The 16334-nt window shown below is 69.4% G+C and carries 11 protein-coding genes; 6 read left to right on the forward strand and 5 right to left on the reverse strand.

Features of this window, described 5'->3' with window-relative positions:
* On the reverse strand, positions 1 to 5036 hold a 5036-nt coding region (locus VMJ70_08765), incomplete at its 3' end, for a VCBS repeat-containing protein (protein ID HTO91207.1).
* 182 nt (positions 5037 to 5218) lie between these two features.
* Between VMJ70_08765 and VMJ70_08770 the strand changes: the two genes are divergently transcribed.
* The 3 genes from VMJ70_08770 to VMJ70_08780 all read left to right on the forward strand — a co-directional run bounded on the left by VMJ70_08770 (position 5219) and on the right by VMJ70_08780 (position 9675).
* Entirely contained in the window at positions 5219 to 6658 is a 1440-nt protein-coding gene (locus VMJ70_08770) for a TldD/PmbA family protein (protein HTO91208.1), read from the forward strand.
* Positions 6655 to 8037 (forward strand): TldD/PmbA family protein, encoded by a 1383-nt coding sequence (locus VMJ70_08775; GenBank protein ID HTO91209.1) that lies wholly within the window; start codon positions 6655 to 6657, stop codon positions 8035 to 8037. The genes VMJ70_08770 and VMJ70_08775 overlap by 4 nt, the downstream gene beginning before the upstream one ends.
* 666 nt (positions 8038 to 8703) lie before the next feature.
* On the forward strand, positions 8704 to 9675 hold the full coding sequence (locus VMJ70_08780; protein ID HTO91210.1) for an HNH endonuclease signature motif containing protein: 972 nt from the start codon (positions 8704 to 8706) through the stop codon (positions 9673 to 9675).
* On the opposite strand, the gene VMJ70_08785 is transcribed toward VMJ70_08780, so the two are convergent.
* Both VMJ70_08785 and VMJ70_08790 read right to left on the reverse strand, forming a co-directional pair.
* The gene (locus VMJ70_08785; GenBank protein HTO91211.1) at positions 9672 to 9938 is read right to left on the reverse strand and encodes an isoprenylcysteine carboxylmethyltransferase family protein; all 267 of its coding nucleotides are present in this window, start codon (positions 9936 to 9938) and stop codon (positions 9672 to 9674) included. The genes VMJ70_08780 and VMJ70_08785 overlap by 4 nt on opposite strands.
* A 142-nt stretch (positions 9939 to 10080) precedes the next feature.
* Positions 10081 to 11262 carry a hypothetical protein gene (locus VMJ70_08790; protein ID HTO91212.1) on the reverse strand — a complete coding sequence of 394 codons (1182 nt, stop codon included), beginning with the start codon at positions 11260 to 11262 and terminating at the stop codon, positions 10081 to 10083.
* Positions 11263 to 11327: 65 nt separating this feature from the next.
* Here VMJ70_08790 and VMJ70_08795 point away from each other — a divergent pair, with 65 nt between their 5' ends.
* The 3 genes from VMJ70_08795 to VMJ70_08805 all read left to right on the forward strand — a co-directional run bounded on the left by VMJ70_08795 (position 11328) and on the right by VMJ70_08805 (position 13974).
* Positions 11328 to 11903, forward strand: a complete 576-nt coding sequence (locus VMJ70_08795) for a Mut7-C RNAse domain-containing protein (protein ID HTO91213.1) — start codon at positions 11328 to 11330, stop codon at positions 11901 to 11903.
* A 175-nt stretch (positions 11904 to 12078) separates the two neighbouring features.
* Entirely contained in the window at positions 12079 to 12930 is an 852-nt protein-coding gene (locus VMJ70_08800; protein ID HTO91214.1) for a glycosyltransferase family 2 protein, read from the forward strand.
* Between the two features lie 3 nt (positions 12931 to 12933).
* On the forward strand, positions 12934 to 13974 hold the full coding sequence (locus VMJ70_08805; GenBank protein HTO91215.1) for an MraY family glycosyltransferase: 1041 nt from the start codon (positions 12934 to 12936) through the stop codon (positions 13972 to 13974).
* A 305-nt stretch (positions 13975 to 14279) separates the two neighbouring features.
* On the opposite strand, the gene VMJ70_08810 is transcribed toward VMJ70_08805, so the two are convergent.
* Both VMJ70_08810 and VMJ70_08815 read right to left on the reverse strand, forming a co-directional pair.
* Positions 14280 to 14915 carry a hypothetical protein gene (locus tag VMJ70_08810; GenBank protein ID HTO91216.1) on the reverse strand — a complete coding sequence of 212 codons (636 nt, stop codon included), beginning with the start codon at positions 14913 to 14915 and terminating at the stop codon, positions 14280 to 14282.
* A gap of 150 nt (positions 14916 to 15065) precedes the next feature.
* On the reverse strand, positions 15066 to 16334 hold a 1269-nt coding region (locus VMJ70_08815; GenBank protein HTO91217.1), incomplete at its 5' end, for a hypothetical protein.

Here is a 16334-nt window from a genome sequence, read left to right on the forward strand (position 1 = left end):
GCTCCGCTGGCCAGCGAGCTCACGTGGCGCCCGTTCACGTCGTAGACGTCCACGCTCACCTCGGCATCGTGGGGAAGCGCCAGCTCGAAGCGCACCTCGCCGCGGGTCGGATTCGGCCAGGGGCGGGAGAATGAGGCCGCGACCGGTTTCACGCCATCGCGAACGGCGGTGGTCGAGACGCCGATGTGGAACGGCGCGTCGCTCACGTCCGACCAGGTGGGGACGGCGCTGTCGTGGACGCGCACCAGCGCCGAGTCGGTGGCCGGGCCGACCACGTTCCAGGTGAAAGCGTTGTCGGAGATGGCGTGAGCGATGGACTGCCAGTGGCGACCGTTATCGCGCGAAAGCTCGACGTCCACTTCCGTGGCTTCGGGATCGCGCGTGAAGGTGATGCTGCGCGCGACGCCGATCGGCAGCGTCTCGCCACCATTCGGGCTGGTCACGGTGATCAGCGAGCCGGGGAAGCTGGGGTCGCAGTCGTTGCCCAGCACCACGCTCACGTCGTTGCTTCCCTGCTGTGAGGTGGCGATATCGAGCGCGCCATCCTGATTGAAGTCGCCGGTGATGATCGCGGTGGGTTTGGCGCCCACCGCGAAGTCGCCCAGGGACGGGAAGGTGGTGAGCCCGCCGTTCTGGAGCGCCGACGCGATGTTCGAGGCTCCGCCCGCGACGAGCAGGTCGGGATACTGATCGAAGTCGAAGTTGGCGACCGCGACACAGGTGGTGCCGGTATGCGGCAGCGACGCGGTGGCGCCGGCGCCGAAGGTGCCGTCGCCGATCGGACCGATGCCGTTCCCCTTGTGGAAGCTGAGCGTGGTGCCGTTGATCGCGATTAGATCGAGCCGCCCATCGAGATCGAAGTCGCCGAGCGCCAGTTTGCTGGGCCCGGTGAGTGTCGCCACGGTCTGGAACGGAACCAGCGTCCCGTTGCCGACCCCGCCTCCGCCCTGGCCGATGAACACGGTGATCGTGTTGTTGCCGAGGTTGGCGACGGCCAGATCGGGAATTCCGTCGTGATTGAAGTCGCCGCACACCACGTCGCGCGGCTGGTCCCCGGTCGGGTAGTCGACGCGCGGGGCGAAGCTGCCGTTGCCGACGCCGCCCGAACCCTGGCCGATGAACACCAGCATCGAGTCGATCGCCGGCGCGGTCGCCACCACGTCCGCGATCCCGTCTTCGTTGAGATCGGTCACGATCAGCGAGGTCATGCTGCTGCCCGATGGGAACGTCGTGAGCGGCCCGAACGTGCCGGTGCCGACGCCACCCGAGCCGTTGCCGGGCAGCACGCCGAGCGTGGTTCCGCGCGCGACGATGAGATCGAGGATGCCGTCGCCGTTCAAGTCGGCGAGCGCGTCGGCGGCGAGCGAGAAGGAGAGGCCGACGGTTCCCTGCGGCGTGAACAGTCCGGTGCCGACGCCGCCCGAGCCGTTGCCGAGCATCACCGTGTAGCCGCTGGAACCTGCCGCCACGATGTCGTCGATGCCGTCGTTGTTGACATCGCCGTGGGCGAGCGCGCTCACGACGCTGCCGGCCGGATACGAAGCCGGCGCGCCGAGCCGCGTGCAGAAGTTGAAGGGCACGTCGCTGCTGTCGGCAACGCCCGGGAAGGCGAGGCTGGTGACGTAAATCTTGCCGAGCCCCGAGAGCGTGTTGGGCACCAGCCAGCGGAAGCTGCCGTTGTTGGGGGTCGAGGCGATGATGGTCTGGCGCGGCTGGCCAACCGGCGCGACCTCGAGCTTCACGTTGCCGCCGGCGTTGCTGGTCCAGGTGAGCGTGCGGAAATCCATGGTGCGCACGGTCTCGCCGCCGTTCGGCGAGTTGACCGTCACTGCCGGGTTGCCGATCGAGAAGTTGGCGTTGCTGATGTCGTTCGCGTTCCAGAGGCTGGCGTCGCTCACGCGGACCCGGGCCAGCGAGGTCGCCGGACCGACCACCGTCCAGTTGAAGCTCGTGCCGGTGAGATCGCCGGCGAGTGTTTCCCAGTTGAGGCCGCCATCGCGCGACAACTCGACGTTGACCGCCATCACGCCGGCCCCTCGGGTCCAGGTGATGGTGCGCTCGGTGCCGATCGCGAATCCCTCGCCGCCGTTGGGGCTGGTCACGGCGATGCTCGACGACAGCGCCGAGATGCACTCGCCGACATAGGTCTGCTCATCGTCGGAAGTGCTGGAGGCGATCGCCACATCCACGATGCCGTCTTCCTGGAAGTCCCCGAGCGCGAGCGCGGTCGGGAACTGGCTGCTCGTCAGCACCAGCCCGCCGGTGGTGAAGGTTCCGTCGCCGGTGGTGCCGGTGCCGTTGCCGAACAGGTAGACGACGCTGTTGGTATTGGAGACCAGCCCCATGATGTCGGGGCGCCCGTCCTTGTTGAAGTCAGCGACTGCGAGCCCGCGCACGCCGCCGCCCACCGGATACGAAACCGCGGGCGCGAAGGTGCCGTTGCCGACGCCCGCCGAGCCGTTGCCGAGCAGAACTTCGACGCCGGTCGCGGTGTTGCTGCCGATCGCCAGATCGGTGATGCCGTCGCTGTTGAAGTCGCCGGTCGCGATGCCCCAGGGGTTCTGGCCGGCCGGATAGTTGACCGCGGCGCCGAAGGTGCCGTTGCCCACCGCGCCAACGCCGTTGCCGAGCAGGATCGAGACCGAGTTGCTGGTCCCCTGGTCGTTGGTGACCGCCAGATCCCACCGGCCGTCGGAGTTGAAATCGGCGACCGTGACCTGCGCCGGCGTCAGCTGAGTCGCGTAGTTGACGGCCGCAGCGAAGGTGCCGTTGCCGACACCGCCCGAGCCATTGCCGAGCAGAATCGAGATGTTGTTGCTGGAGGCGTTCGTGACCACCAGATCGAGGATGCCGTCCTCGTTGAAGTCCTGGACCGCGATCCCGCTGGGATTGGTGCCGGTGGCATAGATCACCGGCGCGGCGAACAGGCCGTTGCCGACCGTGCCGCTGCCGAGCCCGAGCAGGATCGCGGCCCCGCTCGAGCACGTCACCGCCAGATCGAGACGTCCGTCCTGGTTGAAATCACCGACGGCGATTCCGCGCCCGCCGCCGGGCAGCGCGTACGTAGCATGCTTCGAGAATCGCCCGTTGCCAACCCCGGCCGATCCGAGCCCCCAGAGCACGAACACGCTGTCGGTCGATCCCACCGCGAGGTCCAGGATTCCGTCCTCGTTGAAGTCGCCGCTCGCGACCGACTGGGCGCCATTGATGCCGTTCACGCCGAAGTTGTAGCTCAGGTTGGAGCACACCGTGAAGGTCACGTCCGAGCTGTCGGTCGGCACGCCGTCGCCGTGATCGGAGACGTTGATGCGCGCGAGAGTGGTAGTGAGGTCTCCCGGCACCGTCCAGTTGAACGCGCCGTCATCGAACGTCGGGTTGCCGGGCAGGATCGGAAGGTGATGCACGCCGTCGGCGTCGAAGGTGACGTCCACCAGATAGCCGAAGTTGCTGGTCCAGGTGACCGGCACGATCTGGCCGGTGACGTAGGACTGCCCGCCGTTCGGGAAGGTGACCGTGATCGATGGGAACGAGGTGCTGCCCGACTGCGTGCGATGCGTCATGTAGACGTCGGCGTGCGTGGTGCCGTCGTTGCGATGATCCTCCCACACGAAGAACGCGCCGCCGGCGGCGTCGTCCACCAGCCGCGGCTTGTACTGCTCGCCGTCGGCCGGGGTGCCGTTGTTGAGATAGGCGTGCCAGATGGTGGCGTGGTTTCCATCGATGCGGCGGCCCTGGATGTCGTCGTCGGTGGTGCCGGCCGACTTCGAGAGATCGGTGTAGACCAGGGTCGCACCGCCGGCGTGATCGCTCGCCATCTGCAGCTCGTACTGGGTGCCGGTGATGGAGTCGATCGCGGCGCCGTTGGCCTCGCCCGCGCCGTTCCACTGCGTGGCGCCGCTCCCATTCAGGCGCTGGCCGTAGATGTCCTGCGCGTGCGGGAAGGTGTTGGGACCCGGCCGGTCGTAGTCGCGCGCGTCCACCCAGGCAACGATGATGCCGCCGGCGCCATCGCTCACCACCCGCGGCTGCGGTAGCACCGACGAATTGTGGTCCCACGCGGTGTCCACCTCGTCCATCACCCGGATGCCGGCGGCGGTGGTGCCCCACTGGGCGACGCCGCTGCCGTTCAACTTCTGGGCGTGGATGCTGGTGGTGGTGGTGACGTGCATCCAGGTGACGAACAGGCTGGTGCCGTCCCACGTGGCGCGCGACTCGGTGGCGGTGACGCCGGTGCCGGCCTGCACCACGCTGCCTTCCGCGCCCCACTGCACCGCGCCCGAGGAATTGACGCGGTTGGCGAGGATCTTGGAATGGCCCGCGGTTCCGGGCAGCGAGGCGCGCGCCGATTCCCAGGTGATCACGGCGCCGCCGTTGCCGTCGGACATCAGTTGCACCGTGAACGGGTCGTCGTCGGTCGTCACCAGCACGCCGCCGGCGGTCCAGGTGGAGTTCGCGAATTGATCGAGCTTCTGAACCTTGAGGCCGACGCCGTTCTCGTACCAAGCCACCAGCAGCTGGTCGTCGCTCGACAGCGCGATGTCCACGTCGTTGTCGCCGGAGGAAGTGAGCGAAGTGGTGACGCGCGCCGCCGAGAGCAGGACGCCATCCCGATCTACGCGCTGGCAGTAGAGACCGGGAGCGCTCACGCGCGTGTCCGACCACACCACCCAGCACCCGCGGAACCCGTCGCTGACCACGTGCGCCGGCCCCTGGGCGTTCCCGCCCTCGTTGATCTTCACGCCGTTCGCGCCCCAGACGCGCGCACCGGTCGAACCGTCGATGCGATTGAGCCGGATCGAGTCGTTCGAGGTCGGGAACGACCAGGCCACGAACGCCCCGCCGTCCATGTCGGGCGCGATGTTGCTGCCGACGTCGAGGAAGCTGTAACCGGGAATCTCGTCGACGCTGGTGTTGGCGACGACGTTGCCAGTGGTGCCCCAGGCGGCGAGCGCGGGCGGCGTGAGCGCCAGCAGCGTGGCGGCCACGATCAGCAGGACCGGAGCGACGAATCGGGTGGGGAATGGACGGCGAAGCATGCGTCATCTCCTCGTGCGATGCGGGACAAGGGCGCGCCAGGGGCGGCGCGGGGCCCAACGCCGTGTGAGACCCGGAAGCCCCTCGGGAATCACACGCCCGGCCCATGACTTGCGTGATGGGCGCGAGCCCCTAGACTCCCGGCCTCGATCCTCGCCCCGCCCTCGACCCGGATGGCCTCTCCATGACCTCGGCCTCAGCCACCGCACCCGCGCTCTCGGCTCGCCTACCGCGTGAGCTGGTGGAGGAGCTGTTGCATCTGGCGCGCTCGTCGGGCGCCGACTTCGCCGAGGTGTTCGGCGAGTACTCGGTCCACACCTCGTTCCAGCTCGAGGAGCGCCGCCTGCGCACCTCGAGCTACCAGGTGCTTCAGGGCGTCGGCATCCGGGCGATCGCCGGCGAGCAGACCGGCTACGCCTACGCCGACGGTTTCGCGCCCGGCGATCTGCGCGAGGCCGCGCGCGTCGCGGCGCGGATCGCCCGCGAGGGGAGCACCAACGGCGCGCCGATCGCGTTTCGGGTGGTGGACGTGAAACCGCCGTTCACGCTCGAGCATCCGGCCCCGGTGGCGCTCGACGAGGCGGCCAAGATCGCGTTGATCCGGCGCGCCGACGATCGTGCTCGTGGCCACGATCCGCGCATCCACGAAGTGTGGGTGTCGCTGGCCGATGCCTCGAAGAACCTGCTGGTGGCGAACAGCGACGGGCTGTGGGCCGAAGATCAGACCTATCTCACCCGCTTCTCGGTGACGGCGCTGGCGCTGGAGGGCCGGGAACGGCAATCGTCGTTCGCCGCCGCGGGCGGCTGCGTGGATGCCGACTACTTCGAGACCGTGCGGACGCCGGAGACGGTGGCCGGCGAGGCCGCGGAGAGCGCGGTCACTCTGCTGCACGCGCGCGAGCCCGAGGCCGGCGCGTATCCGGTGGTGGTGGCGCCAGGCTGGGGCGGCGTCATGGTGCACGAGTGCTTCGGGCACAGCATGGAAGGCGACTCGATTCGCCGCCAGACCTCGATTCGCGCGACCCAGATGGGCCAGCCGGTGGCGGCGAAGGGCGTGACCATCGTGGATTCGGGGCTGGTGCCGAACAGCCGCGGCTCGTTTCGGGTGGACGACGAAGGAACTCCGGCCCAGCGCACAGTACTGGTCGAAGATGGCGTGCTGGTCGGCTACATGTGGGATCTGCTGAATGCGCGCCTCACCGGCAATCGCCCGACCGGCAACGGGCGGCGCTCGAGCTACCGCGAGTTTCCGCTGTGCCGAATGACCAACACCTACATCGAGCCCGGCCCGCATTCGCCCGAGTCGCTGATCGGCGAGGTCAGGCGCGGCCTCTACTGCAAGACGCTGGGCGGGGGCTCGGTCAATCCCGCCGACGGCAATTTCTCGTTCCAGGTGACCGAAGCGGTGCGGATCGAGAACGGCCGGCTCACCGAGCCGGTGCGGAACGCCACGCTGGCCGGCAACGGCAACGACGCGATGCTCAAGATCGACGCGGTCGGCAACGACCTCGAGATCGACGGCACCACGGGTTCATGCGGAAAGGACGGACAGTGGAAGCCGGTCGGCGTCGGGCAGCCCACGGTGCGCTTCACCGCGATCACCGTGGGCGGGACGGCCACGTGAGCGCGCCGGCGGTGGCGGACGCGCGGGTCGACCGCGCGCTGCTCGATCTGGCCGAGGACGCCGTGCAACGCGCGTTGCGCGCCGGCGCCGATCAGGCCGAGGCGTGCGTGGAGAGCTCGCGCTCGTTCCGGGTCAAGGTTCAGAACGGCGCGATCGACAGCCTGAAGCAGAGCGGCACGCGCGGGCTCGGCCTGCGGGTGCTGGTGGGCGGCGCCGAAGGGTTCGTGTCGAGCACCGACGTGGCATCGGCGACGCTCGATGACCTGGCACGGCGCGCGGTGTCACTGGCGCGGTTCTCGACGCCCGACGAGAACCACGGCGTGCCCTCGCCCGCCGACGCCGGCGAGCCGGCCACGGATCTCGCGCTCTACGACTCCGCCGTGCTCGAGCTGCCGGCCGAAGCCAAGATCGCGCTGGCGATCGAGCTGGAGCGCATCACGCTCGCGCACGACCCGCGGATTCAACGCAGCGATTCGACCGGCGTGAGCACGCGCGAAGGCCAGTTCGTGATCGCCAATTCGCTCGGGCTGTTGCGCGGCTACGCCGGCACTTCGATGAGCGCGTACGCGGTGGCGCTGGCCGGCGATCGCGACGGCAAGCAGCAGAGCGGTGGCTACGGCGTGTCGAAGCGATGGCTCGCCGACTTTCCGACCGCCGAGGCGATCGCGCGCGAGGCGGGGCGCCGCGCGGTGGCGCGGATTGGCGCGCGCAGCGTGCCGACCGCGCGCGTGCCGGTGGTGCTGCATCCCGACATCGCGGCCAGCTGGATTGCCGAGATGTTCGACGCCTTCAGTGGCGAGAGCGTGATCAAGCGCTCGTCATGGCTCACCGAGAAGCTGGGGGAGACCATTGCCTCGCCGCTCGTGACGCTGGTCGACGACGGCGTGATGCCGCGCGGCGAGGGTTCGTCGCCCTGCGACGGCGAGGGCATCGCCTCGCGTCGCAATCTGCTGATCGACCGCGGACGGTGCGCGCAGTTCGTCTACGACGTGTACAACGCGCGGCGCGCGAAGACCCGCCCGACCGGCAATGGCGCGCGCGGCTATTCGTCGACGCCGGGGATCGGCTACAACAATCTCTACATCGAGCGTGGCGCCGATTCGCCGGAGGCGATTCTCAAGCGGGCCGGGCGCGGCTTCTACATGGACGACCAGGGCTCGTACGGCTTCAACGACGTCACCGGCGACTACTCGTTCCAGGCCCAGGGCCAGTGGATCGAGAACGGCGAGAAGGCGTTCCCGGTGGAGGGCGTGACGGTGGCGTCGAACTCGCTGGAGATGCTGCGCAACGTGATTGCCGTCGGCGACGATCTCGAGTTCGACGGCTCGGTGGCGAGCCCGACCCTGCTGATCGCGGAGATGACGCTGAGCGGGAGCTGAGGCGGGCGGAGACTCGGGAGACGCGCACCGGGGCGCGGCGCGTCAACAATCCGCGCGGATCGTCGGGGCCATTCCGCGAGCAGCGGTCGACTCGACCGCGGTCCTTCGCGGATGTTCCTGAATGCGGCGCCCCCGTGACCCACGTGCTCGCTCTGATCTGTTGCCAGTGCGCCCGGTCTGGATCCGCTTTTCGCTTGACAGCGTTTTCGGGTGCGTGTGGCGTGCTGCGGCGAATGCCGATCGAATGCCACCGCAGCGCGCGCGTGGGGCGCGTGGGCCGCGCGAAATGAGCGGGCGGCGAATTTTCTCGTCTCGCGCCGCGTTCGGCTCGCTGCGCCGATCCTGCGGCGCCGAAAACGCGCGTGATAGAAAGAGCATGTTCACGATGCCCCCTCGACACACGCCCCCGTCGAGGTTGCCATGTCGCGCTACTTGCTGGAAAGAGTTTCCGACGGATCGGTACTCCACAATGTCGACTCGCTGATCGCTCGCGATCGTGCCACCACCGCCGAGCTGCTCGCGCATCTGGCGGCAGTCGATGAACGAAAGCTCTACGCTCCGGCCGGCTTTCCCTCCATGCATGCCTGGTGCGCCGCCCGTTTCGATCTCGACGACCAGTCGATCGACCGCCGGCTCCGCGCGGCGAGGACGGCCCGAAGACTTCCGGTGCTCTTCGAGGCTCTGGCCGACGGACGGCTGACACTGTCGGGCATCCTGATTCTCGCGCCTCATCTGGACGGGGGGACAGTGGGCGAATGGCTCGCCGCCGCCGCGCACAAGACCAATGCCGAAATCCGCCAGATGATCGCGGATCGATTCCCGAAGCTGGATGTCCCCGAGCGGGTCGAGCCGGCTCTTGCCCACGGGTCAGCCGGGGCGGGTTCCGTAACCGGCGGACAACTATCTCCAGAGATAGTTCCCCCCGAGGCGCGGGTCACTCCGCTCGGCGCGGGGCGGGTGGACATCGAGGTGATGATCCCGCAGAGCACGTTCGAAAAACTGCGCCATGCCCAGGACTTGCTGGGCCGTGGGGGCCACGCGGGCGAGATCGCTCGGGTGCTCGACCGAGCGCTGGACTCGCTGATCGCCGAGCTCGAGAAGAAGAAGTACGGACGGGGCGCGAAGCGGCGACAGAACTCACCCTCTGAGACCGCCGCGCCACGCCACATTCCGGCGGATGTCAGGTGGGCGGTGCGCGAGCGCGACGGCGGCCGGTGCGTGTTCGTGAGCGAGGATGGAAGGCGTTGCGAGGCGCGAAAGGACCTGGAGTACGACCACGTGGTGCCGGCGGCCAAGGGCGGCGCGTCCACGGTCGACAACCTGCGGCTGCTCTGCCGCACCCACAACCAGCTCGAGGCCGAGCGGGCCTTCGGCGCCGGGTTCATGAAGGAGAGGCGCGCGGCCGCTACCAGGGCGCTCGTGGTGGCCTCGCCCCCCGCCACACCCTTCGATGGTGATGTGGTACGGGCCCTTCGGCGGCTCGGGATCCGAGCCGAAGAGGCCGAGGAGGCCGCGGCCAGTGGCGGTGCCGCCTTCGAGGAACCCCTGGAAGAGCGCGTTCGCGCGGCGCTCAAGTGGTATGGAGGCGGACGCCGAAACTCGGCGGAGACACCGGACCCGATTGCGAAGGCCGGCTAGGAGCCATTTCGGCGTCGCGGCGAGGTGCGCGCTAGGAAGCCGAGCAGGGCATGCAGCCTTCCCGCGACCATCGCGGTGGCCAGGTACATGCCGAGCATGCCGGTATAGATCGGGTGGCGGAGCGCCCGATAGGGCCCCGATCGCACCAGCTCGTGATTCTCTTTCTTGGAGATCTCGCCGCTCCAGTTGCGGCCGAGATGCCGGCGCGACCAGATCATGAGCGCGAGGCTCAGCGCCTGCGCCGCGATGCCGGCCGGCGCCATCCAGCGCGCGTCCGGCAGCCAGCGGCCGCGCTCCAGTAGATCGCAAACGTGAGCCAGAGCAGCCCCGAGATCCAGAGCAGCGAAGGATGCCGCCAGGGTGCGGTGCGGACGATCGCGAAGCGGAATCTACGCGCCGCGACCGCTACGTGTTCCTGAACGTCGCCACCAGGCTCACGGCGCGGCGCGGCGTGGGATCGGGCCTGCGAGCATGGCCGAGGCGCACCAGCAGCAACGGCTGCTCGGCGACCGGCACGCCGAAGGAAGTGCGCAGCCCGGCACGGTAGTGCTCGAGCTCGGTCGGGGGGCTCAGGATCTGCTGCGCGATGCCGAGATTCGACGCCTTGAGCGCGATCCGCTCGTAGCTCTGCCCACACAGTAGCCACTCGGTCTCGTCCTGCCTCGCCGAGGTCATCAGCAGCAGGGCGCCCGAACTCTTCACCTGCCCGCGCGCCTGCTTGGCGGCGTACTCGGCGCCGAGCCGCAGGAACCAGCTCGAGGGGTTGAAGTAGCGCCCGGCGAACCAGTGAGCCGGGCCGCTCAGCTCCAGCGCGTCGACCGGAACGCCGTCGCCGCGCTTCTCCGCATCGTTCTCGAAGCGCATCCACGAGAACTGCTCGGCCTGCGCCCTGGGATTCGAGACCTGCTCGTGGGTGGACTCGTAGACCACGTCCGCGACGTCGTCGATCCTGTCGGGATCGTCGAGCCAGTAGAGCCCCAGGCCCTCCATGGTCTCAGCCAGCAGCGAGGTCCGGTTCTGCGGGAACACGCCGCGGCCGTCGAAGTCATGGCGGTTGGTGCGCCGCTCGGGGATCGCGGCGAAGAGCGTGCGATCCCGCTTCGGGTCGCCCGGCGCCCATCCCACCTCGGCCGTCACGCCGTTGGCGCCGTCGTGGGGTAGGTAGCTGACCGTGGTGCGCTGACCCCACGAGCGCGCGGCGATCAGCAGATTCTCGAGCGCCCCGCCGAGCCCGATCATCATCCCTTTGCGAGCCGGGTCGGTGATCGGAAGCGCGCGACGCGCGTCGGCCACCAGCCGGATCGCGTTGCCCTCGACCTCGAAGCGCCAGGGCTGGGCGTTCCAGTCGCTCGGCGCCAGCACCGCGGCCCCGATCAGTGCGCGCGCCGCGTCCACTGGATTTCCCGGAATCTCTTCGGGGAGCGCCCACGGCTGGAGCGAGGGGTTCGCCTTGCCGGCCTTCTTCGCCCAGCTCTCGGTCGGGCGAAGCGCCAGGTAGGCGGCCGTGCCTCCGGCCAGCGCGAGGAAGCGCCGGCGGTCGATCGTCCAGGAATCGGGCGGCCTCGTGCCGCCTGAGACGGGTCTCATGTGGGCGTGAGGTTGCGGGAGGCCGCCGGGCGCGTCAATCCGAGCCTTTGAAGCGGCTGGACCGCTTGGACTTGGCGGCACTTGCCCACCCCCATTCCGGCGTCTACGGTGGCCAGATGCCGATCGCGCGGTTCGTGACCGACTCGTCGCTCGATTTCGTCGCCCGCCGGTTGCGATTCCTCGGTTACGACGTGGCCGGCTTCGGCAGCGCCCGTCTCGAAGAGCTGTTCGAGGCCGCGGCGCGCGACGGCCGCGTGCTGCTCACGCTCAGCGCGCGGCATCCGCGGCGCTTCGGCTCAGTGGCGGTGCTCCGGGTGCCGCGCGGCGAACCGGCGATCGCGGTGCGCGAGGTCGCGGCGCGCTTCGAGCCGGCCGATCCGCCGTTCAGCCGCTGCCCCGAGTGCAACTCACCTCTTCAGATCCGTCATCCGATCGAGGCCCGCGGCGAGGTTCCGGGCCGAGTGCTGCGCTCCTACACCGAGTTTCGCTACTGCCCGCTGGAGGGCAAGTGGTACTGGAACGGCACCCACGTCGAGCGCATTCGGCGCTGGCTCGAATCCGCCCTGGGACGGCCACTTGCCGCGCCCGGAACGGCAAGGAAACCGGGCGAGGCGGGGCCTGGCGCGGCGATCGAGCCGTGAAGGAAGGCAGTCCCGGCGCCCATTCCCGGTTTGCGAAAGCGGCCCGGTTCACGCATAGTTTCTGACGCGAGCGCGTGCCGGCCGCTGATCGAACCTGGTTGTATTCGTGGGGAAGGGTTCGAGAGGCACGGCCGCGCTCGCTAGTCTTTTGCCCTCCCCTCCCGCGCCCGCGCGCATGCAAATCGCCGCCATCATCATCAACTACAAGTCACGGGATGCCGTCGCCGGGTGCCTGGACGCCCTCGCGGCCGGCGGCGAGGAGCTCGAACGGGTGGTGGTGGACAACGATTCGCGTGACGGGACGGCCGGGATGCTGGAAGAGCGCTACCCGGGCGTCCGCCTGATCGCCAACACCCAGAACGTCGGCTACGCCCGGGCCGTCAATCAGGGCATCGCGGCCACCCGCGCGCCGTTCGTGCTGGTGCTGAACCCCGACTGTGTGATGCGGCCCGACGCCCCCCGCGTCCTGGCCGACTACCTGCTCTCGCACCCGCGTGTCGGCATTGCCGGCCCGCAGCTGCTCGACGGAAGCGGCAGGATCGAGTACTCGGGCCGATCTTTTCCCAGCCCCTTCACCTTCCTGTTCAACCGCTATTCCTTGCTGACCCGCCTGTTTCCGAACAATCGCTGGTCCCGCCACTACCTGCTCTCGGACTGGGACCGCACCACCGAGCGCGAGGTGGACTGGCTCTCGGGCGCCTGCCTGATGGTGCGCCGCGACGCCATCGACGAGGTGGGCGGGATGGACGAACAGTTCTTCATGTTCAACGAGGACGTGGACTGGTGCCGGCGCATGAACCTGGCCGGCTGGAGCGTGTCGTTCGTCCCGGCGGCGGTCGCGGTGCACGAGATTGGCGCCAGCAAACGTCGCGTGTCCGCCAGGGTGATCTGGGAGCGGCACACCGGGATGATCCACTACTTTCGCAAGCACCATCCCATGAATCCCGTTCTCGACGCGCTGGCCAGCGCCTTCATCCTGTCGCGCGCCGGGGTCATGCTGATCGCCAACGCGCTTCGCCCTCGCTGACCCATGCCCTATTCGCTCCAGTTGGCACTGGCCACGCTTGCCCTGACGGTGGTCGCCACCGCGCTGGTGCGCGTGCTCGCGCATCGGGCCGGCGCGCTCGATCATCCCGGGCCGCGGCGGATCCACGACCAGCCGGTACCGACCCTCGGGGGGCTGGCCATGGCGGCCTCGACGCTGGCGGTGGCGTGGCTCGCGCGCACGCTGCCCGGACCCGCGCGAGAGCTGGACGTGCGGCCGCTGCTCGGGCTGTCGCTGGCGTCGGTGCCGTTGCTGGGGCTCGGCATCGTGGACGATACGCGCGGGGTTTCCCCGCCCGTGAAGCTGCTGTTCCAGATCGCGGCCGGCGTGGTGCTGGTGGCGTTCGGCTACGGCGTGCCGCTGCTCACCAATCCATTCGGCGAGCCGATCGCCGCGGGCATCTGGAGCGGGCCGCTCGCGATCCTCTGGGTGGTGATCGTGATCAACGCCATCAATCTCATCGATGGGCTGGATGGACTGGCCGCCGGCGTGGTCGCCATCGCCGCCGCGACGTTGTGGTGGGTGGGCCGTGGACACGGCGACTTTTACGTGATGTTCATGGCCTCGCTGCTCATCGGCACCACGCTCGGCTTCCTGTTCTTCAACTTCCCGCCCGCCCGGATCTTCATGGGCGACACCGGCAGCCATTTCCTGGGGCTGGTTCTGGCGGCGGCGTCGCTGCTCGAGAACCGCAAGGCGACCACCACCGTGGCGCTGCTCTTCCCGCTGACCGCGCTGGCGGTGCCGCTCGCCGACGGCGTGTTCGCGTTCGCCCGGCGCCTCAAGGCCGGCCGCCACGTGTTCAGCGCCGATCGCGAACACGTGCACCATCGGGTTCTGCGACTCGGCATCGGGCCGCGAGCCTCGCTGTTCGTGCTCTGGGGATTCTGCGGCGCCTGCGGGCTGCTGGGCATGATGCTCGAGGCCCTGCCGCGCGCCACGGGCGTGCTGCTGGTCGCGGCGATGGCCGTGGCGCTGTTCGGCGTGTATCGGCTGCTCGGCCGGCGAGGGGATTCCAGCAACTAGCGCCTTGCCGAGGGGCGGTGGGACCCGGGGGCCCTCCTCACCGCACCGCACGTCCCGGTCCCTGGACCGCACCGCCGGCTCGTCGGGCCCCCACGACACGACGAGGGCAGCACGATGACGCTGCCTCGACGACGCCACGCGCCGCCCATGCCGGCGGTCGCGGGAGCGAACTGCACGCCGCGTGCCCGCCGCGAGCCAGGCGCCGCCCATTGGCGCGCCGGGGTTTGGCGCGAGGCCGGAGGAGAGACGCCCGCCGATCGCGTCGATCGATGGTCGCGGGCGGCGTCGGGGTGACGCGAAGCGGCCTAGTAGGTCACCGCGTAGGTGAGCTTCATGCTCCAGTGAACGCTACGAGGCCCCTCCTCGCCGAACACCGGGTTCTGCGGCTCATCGCTCGAGACGCCCGCCAGGCGTATGTCGAGGCCGAGCACCTTGTTCTTGCCGATCGGGTAGTCGGTGCCGATCGTGAGCGAGAGCATCGGCTGCCAGCTCGATTGATCGTCGCCGGTGCGATAGGTGTATCGGTACGCCGCGCCCACGCCGCCGCCCACGTACGGGTAGAGTCCCGCGCTCCAGTGGTAGTGCCAGAGCATCTCGAGCACCACCGGGATCTCGATCTTGGAGGCCGCGCCGAAGGTGCCCAGCAGATCGTGCTGCAGGTTGATGCCCAGCGACATTCGATCGCTCATCATCCGCTGGAAGCCGAAGCCGTAGCCGCCCCCGCCATCGGGCTCGTCCACGCCCTGAGCCTTGGCGTAGCCCGCGCGGAACTGGATCCAGCGGGCCCCGGTTTTCCACCCCGAGCCATCGTTGTCGTTGATGGCCGGGGCGGGCTTGCCGGGATTCGCGGCCAGCGCCGGGCGCGACACGGCAACCGCGGTCACCGACCATGCGAGGACGGTCGCCAGCACGAACGCACGCCTCACTGCACACGGCTTCACGAAACGGCTCCTTTCCAACTCGAATTCGCCCGGTCGGGCACGGCGAGCGGAGCGCCGCAGTCAAAGCAGGCCGGCAAAGCTAACAAAGGCCTTGGGTGAGGGACAAGCGCGCCCCTCGGATCGCGATCGTCGATCGAGCCGAGGCGCCGGCTACCGCACCACCGCCACGTGCGCGGTCACCGCGCGCCCGCCCTGGGTGAGCCGCGCAGTGTAGATGCCGGGCGCGAGGCGCGAGGCTTCGCCGAATCGCACCACGTGCCCGCCCGCGCCGAGTGTTTCGATTCGGCGCGACGCGACGCGACGGCCGCTGACGTCGAGCAGCTCGAGCGTCGCCGGCGAGCCATCGCGCAGGGAAAACGCGAGGCTCAGCTCGCCGGAGGTGGGATTGGGCCGCGCGCCGGCGAGGCTCAAGGTGCTCGCCGCCGGCACGTCGAGCCAGGTCTCGCCGAGAACGGCGACCGTCGCGCCCTCGCTCTTCACCAGCCGGTAGCCATATCGGGTGCCGGGGCGGACGCTGGTGTCTGCCACGATCAGCCGCCCGCTCGCGTCGGAACTCGCGCGGGCCAGCGACGACCACGCGACGGCGGAGCCGCTCGCAGACTCGGCGCGCTCGACATCGATCGTCGCCGGCTCACCCAGCTGCCACTCCAACCGCGCCTCGCCCGGCGATGCTTCGGCGGAGACCAGCGAGGCCAACGTCGCCACGATCCCGGTCTCGCCGATCTTCGCCGCGAACGAGTGCTCGAGCTCCTGGCGCGGATTGGGACCGGGTCGCCATTCGTCCCAGGCCACGATGGCGCCGCCGGTCCCGTCGGCCGCGAGGTAGGCGCCGGTCTCGATCGGGCCACAGTTGCCGGTGCACAGCGCAACTCCCTGGGCCGGGATTCCGGGGGCGAGCGTGCCGTCGGCCTGGACGTGCGTCGCGGTCGTGCCCCCGCTCGCATAGAAGCTGCCCGAGGGGCCCGGCACGATGTTCGGGCCTGCGGCGATTGGCTCTCCACCGGCTGGCCACGGTGACACCGCGCCACCACCGGCATCGAGTCGCACCGCGTAGACTTGATAACTTCCCGATCTCCGGTCGATCCAGTCGAGGAAGAGTCCGCCCGCCTCATCGGAAGCCAGCGCGACGTAAATCTGGTCCGCGGCGACGCCGGGTGTCACCGCGACGCCGCTCCCCCACTGCGCCTGTAACGATGAGTCGAATCGTTGTGCGCGGAGGTGACGCCCGCTTGTCGCGCTCGAGTCTTCCCACGCCAGGAACACGCCGCCCGCGCCATCCGAGAGCAATCTGGGTCGCCGCTGCGCGAGCGGTGCAGACGTCACCGCCACGCCCGAAGAGTCGGCGATGTTGCCCGCGGCGTCGAAGTGCTGGAGGTAGATCTGTGGGACAGGCCCGCGCCGATCGGACCACGCGACGAA

The organism is Candidatus Sulfotelmatobacter sp. (assembly GCA_035498555.1).
Classification (GTDB): Bacteria; Eisenbacteria; RBG-16-71-46; order RBG-16-71-46; family RBG-16-71-46; genus DATKAB01.

What these genes read in the sequence shown, in the direction of transcription:
- VMJ70_08770 (HTO91208.1), top strand. Translation starts at nt 5,219, where the DNA reads ATGACCTCGGCCTCAGCCACCGCACCCGCGCTCTCGGCTCGCCTACCG.
- VMJ70_08785 (HTO91211.1), bottom strand. Translation starts at nt 9,938, where the DNA reads ATGGCGCCGGCCGGCATCGCGGCGCAGGCGCTGAGCCTCGCGCTCATG.
- VMJ70_08790 (HTO91212.1), bottom strand. Translation starts at nt 11,262, where the DNA reads ATGAGACCCGTCTCAGGCGGCACGAGGCCGCCCGATTCCTGGACGATC.
- VMJ70_08800 (HTO91214.1), top strand. Translation starts at nt 12,079, where the DNA reads ATGCAAATCGCCGCCATCATCATCAACTACAAGTCACGGGATGCCGTC.
- VMJ70_08805 (HTO91215.1), top strand. Translation starts at nt 12,934, where the DNA reads ATGCCCTATTCGCTCCAGTTGGCACTGGCCACGCTTGCCCTGACGGTG.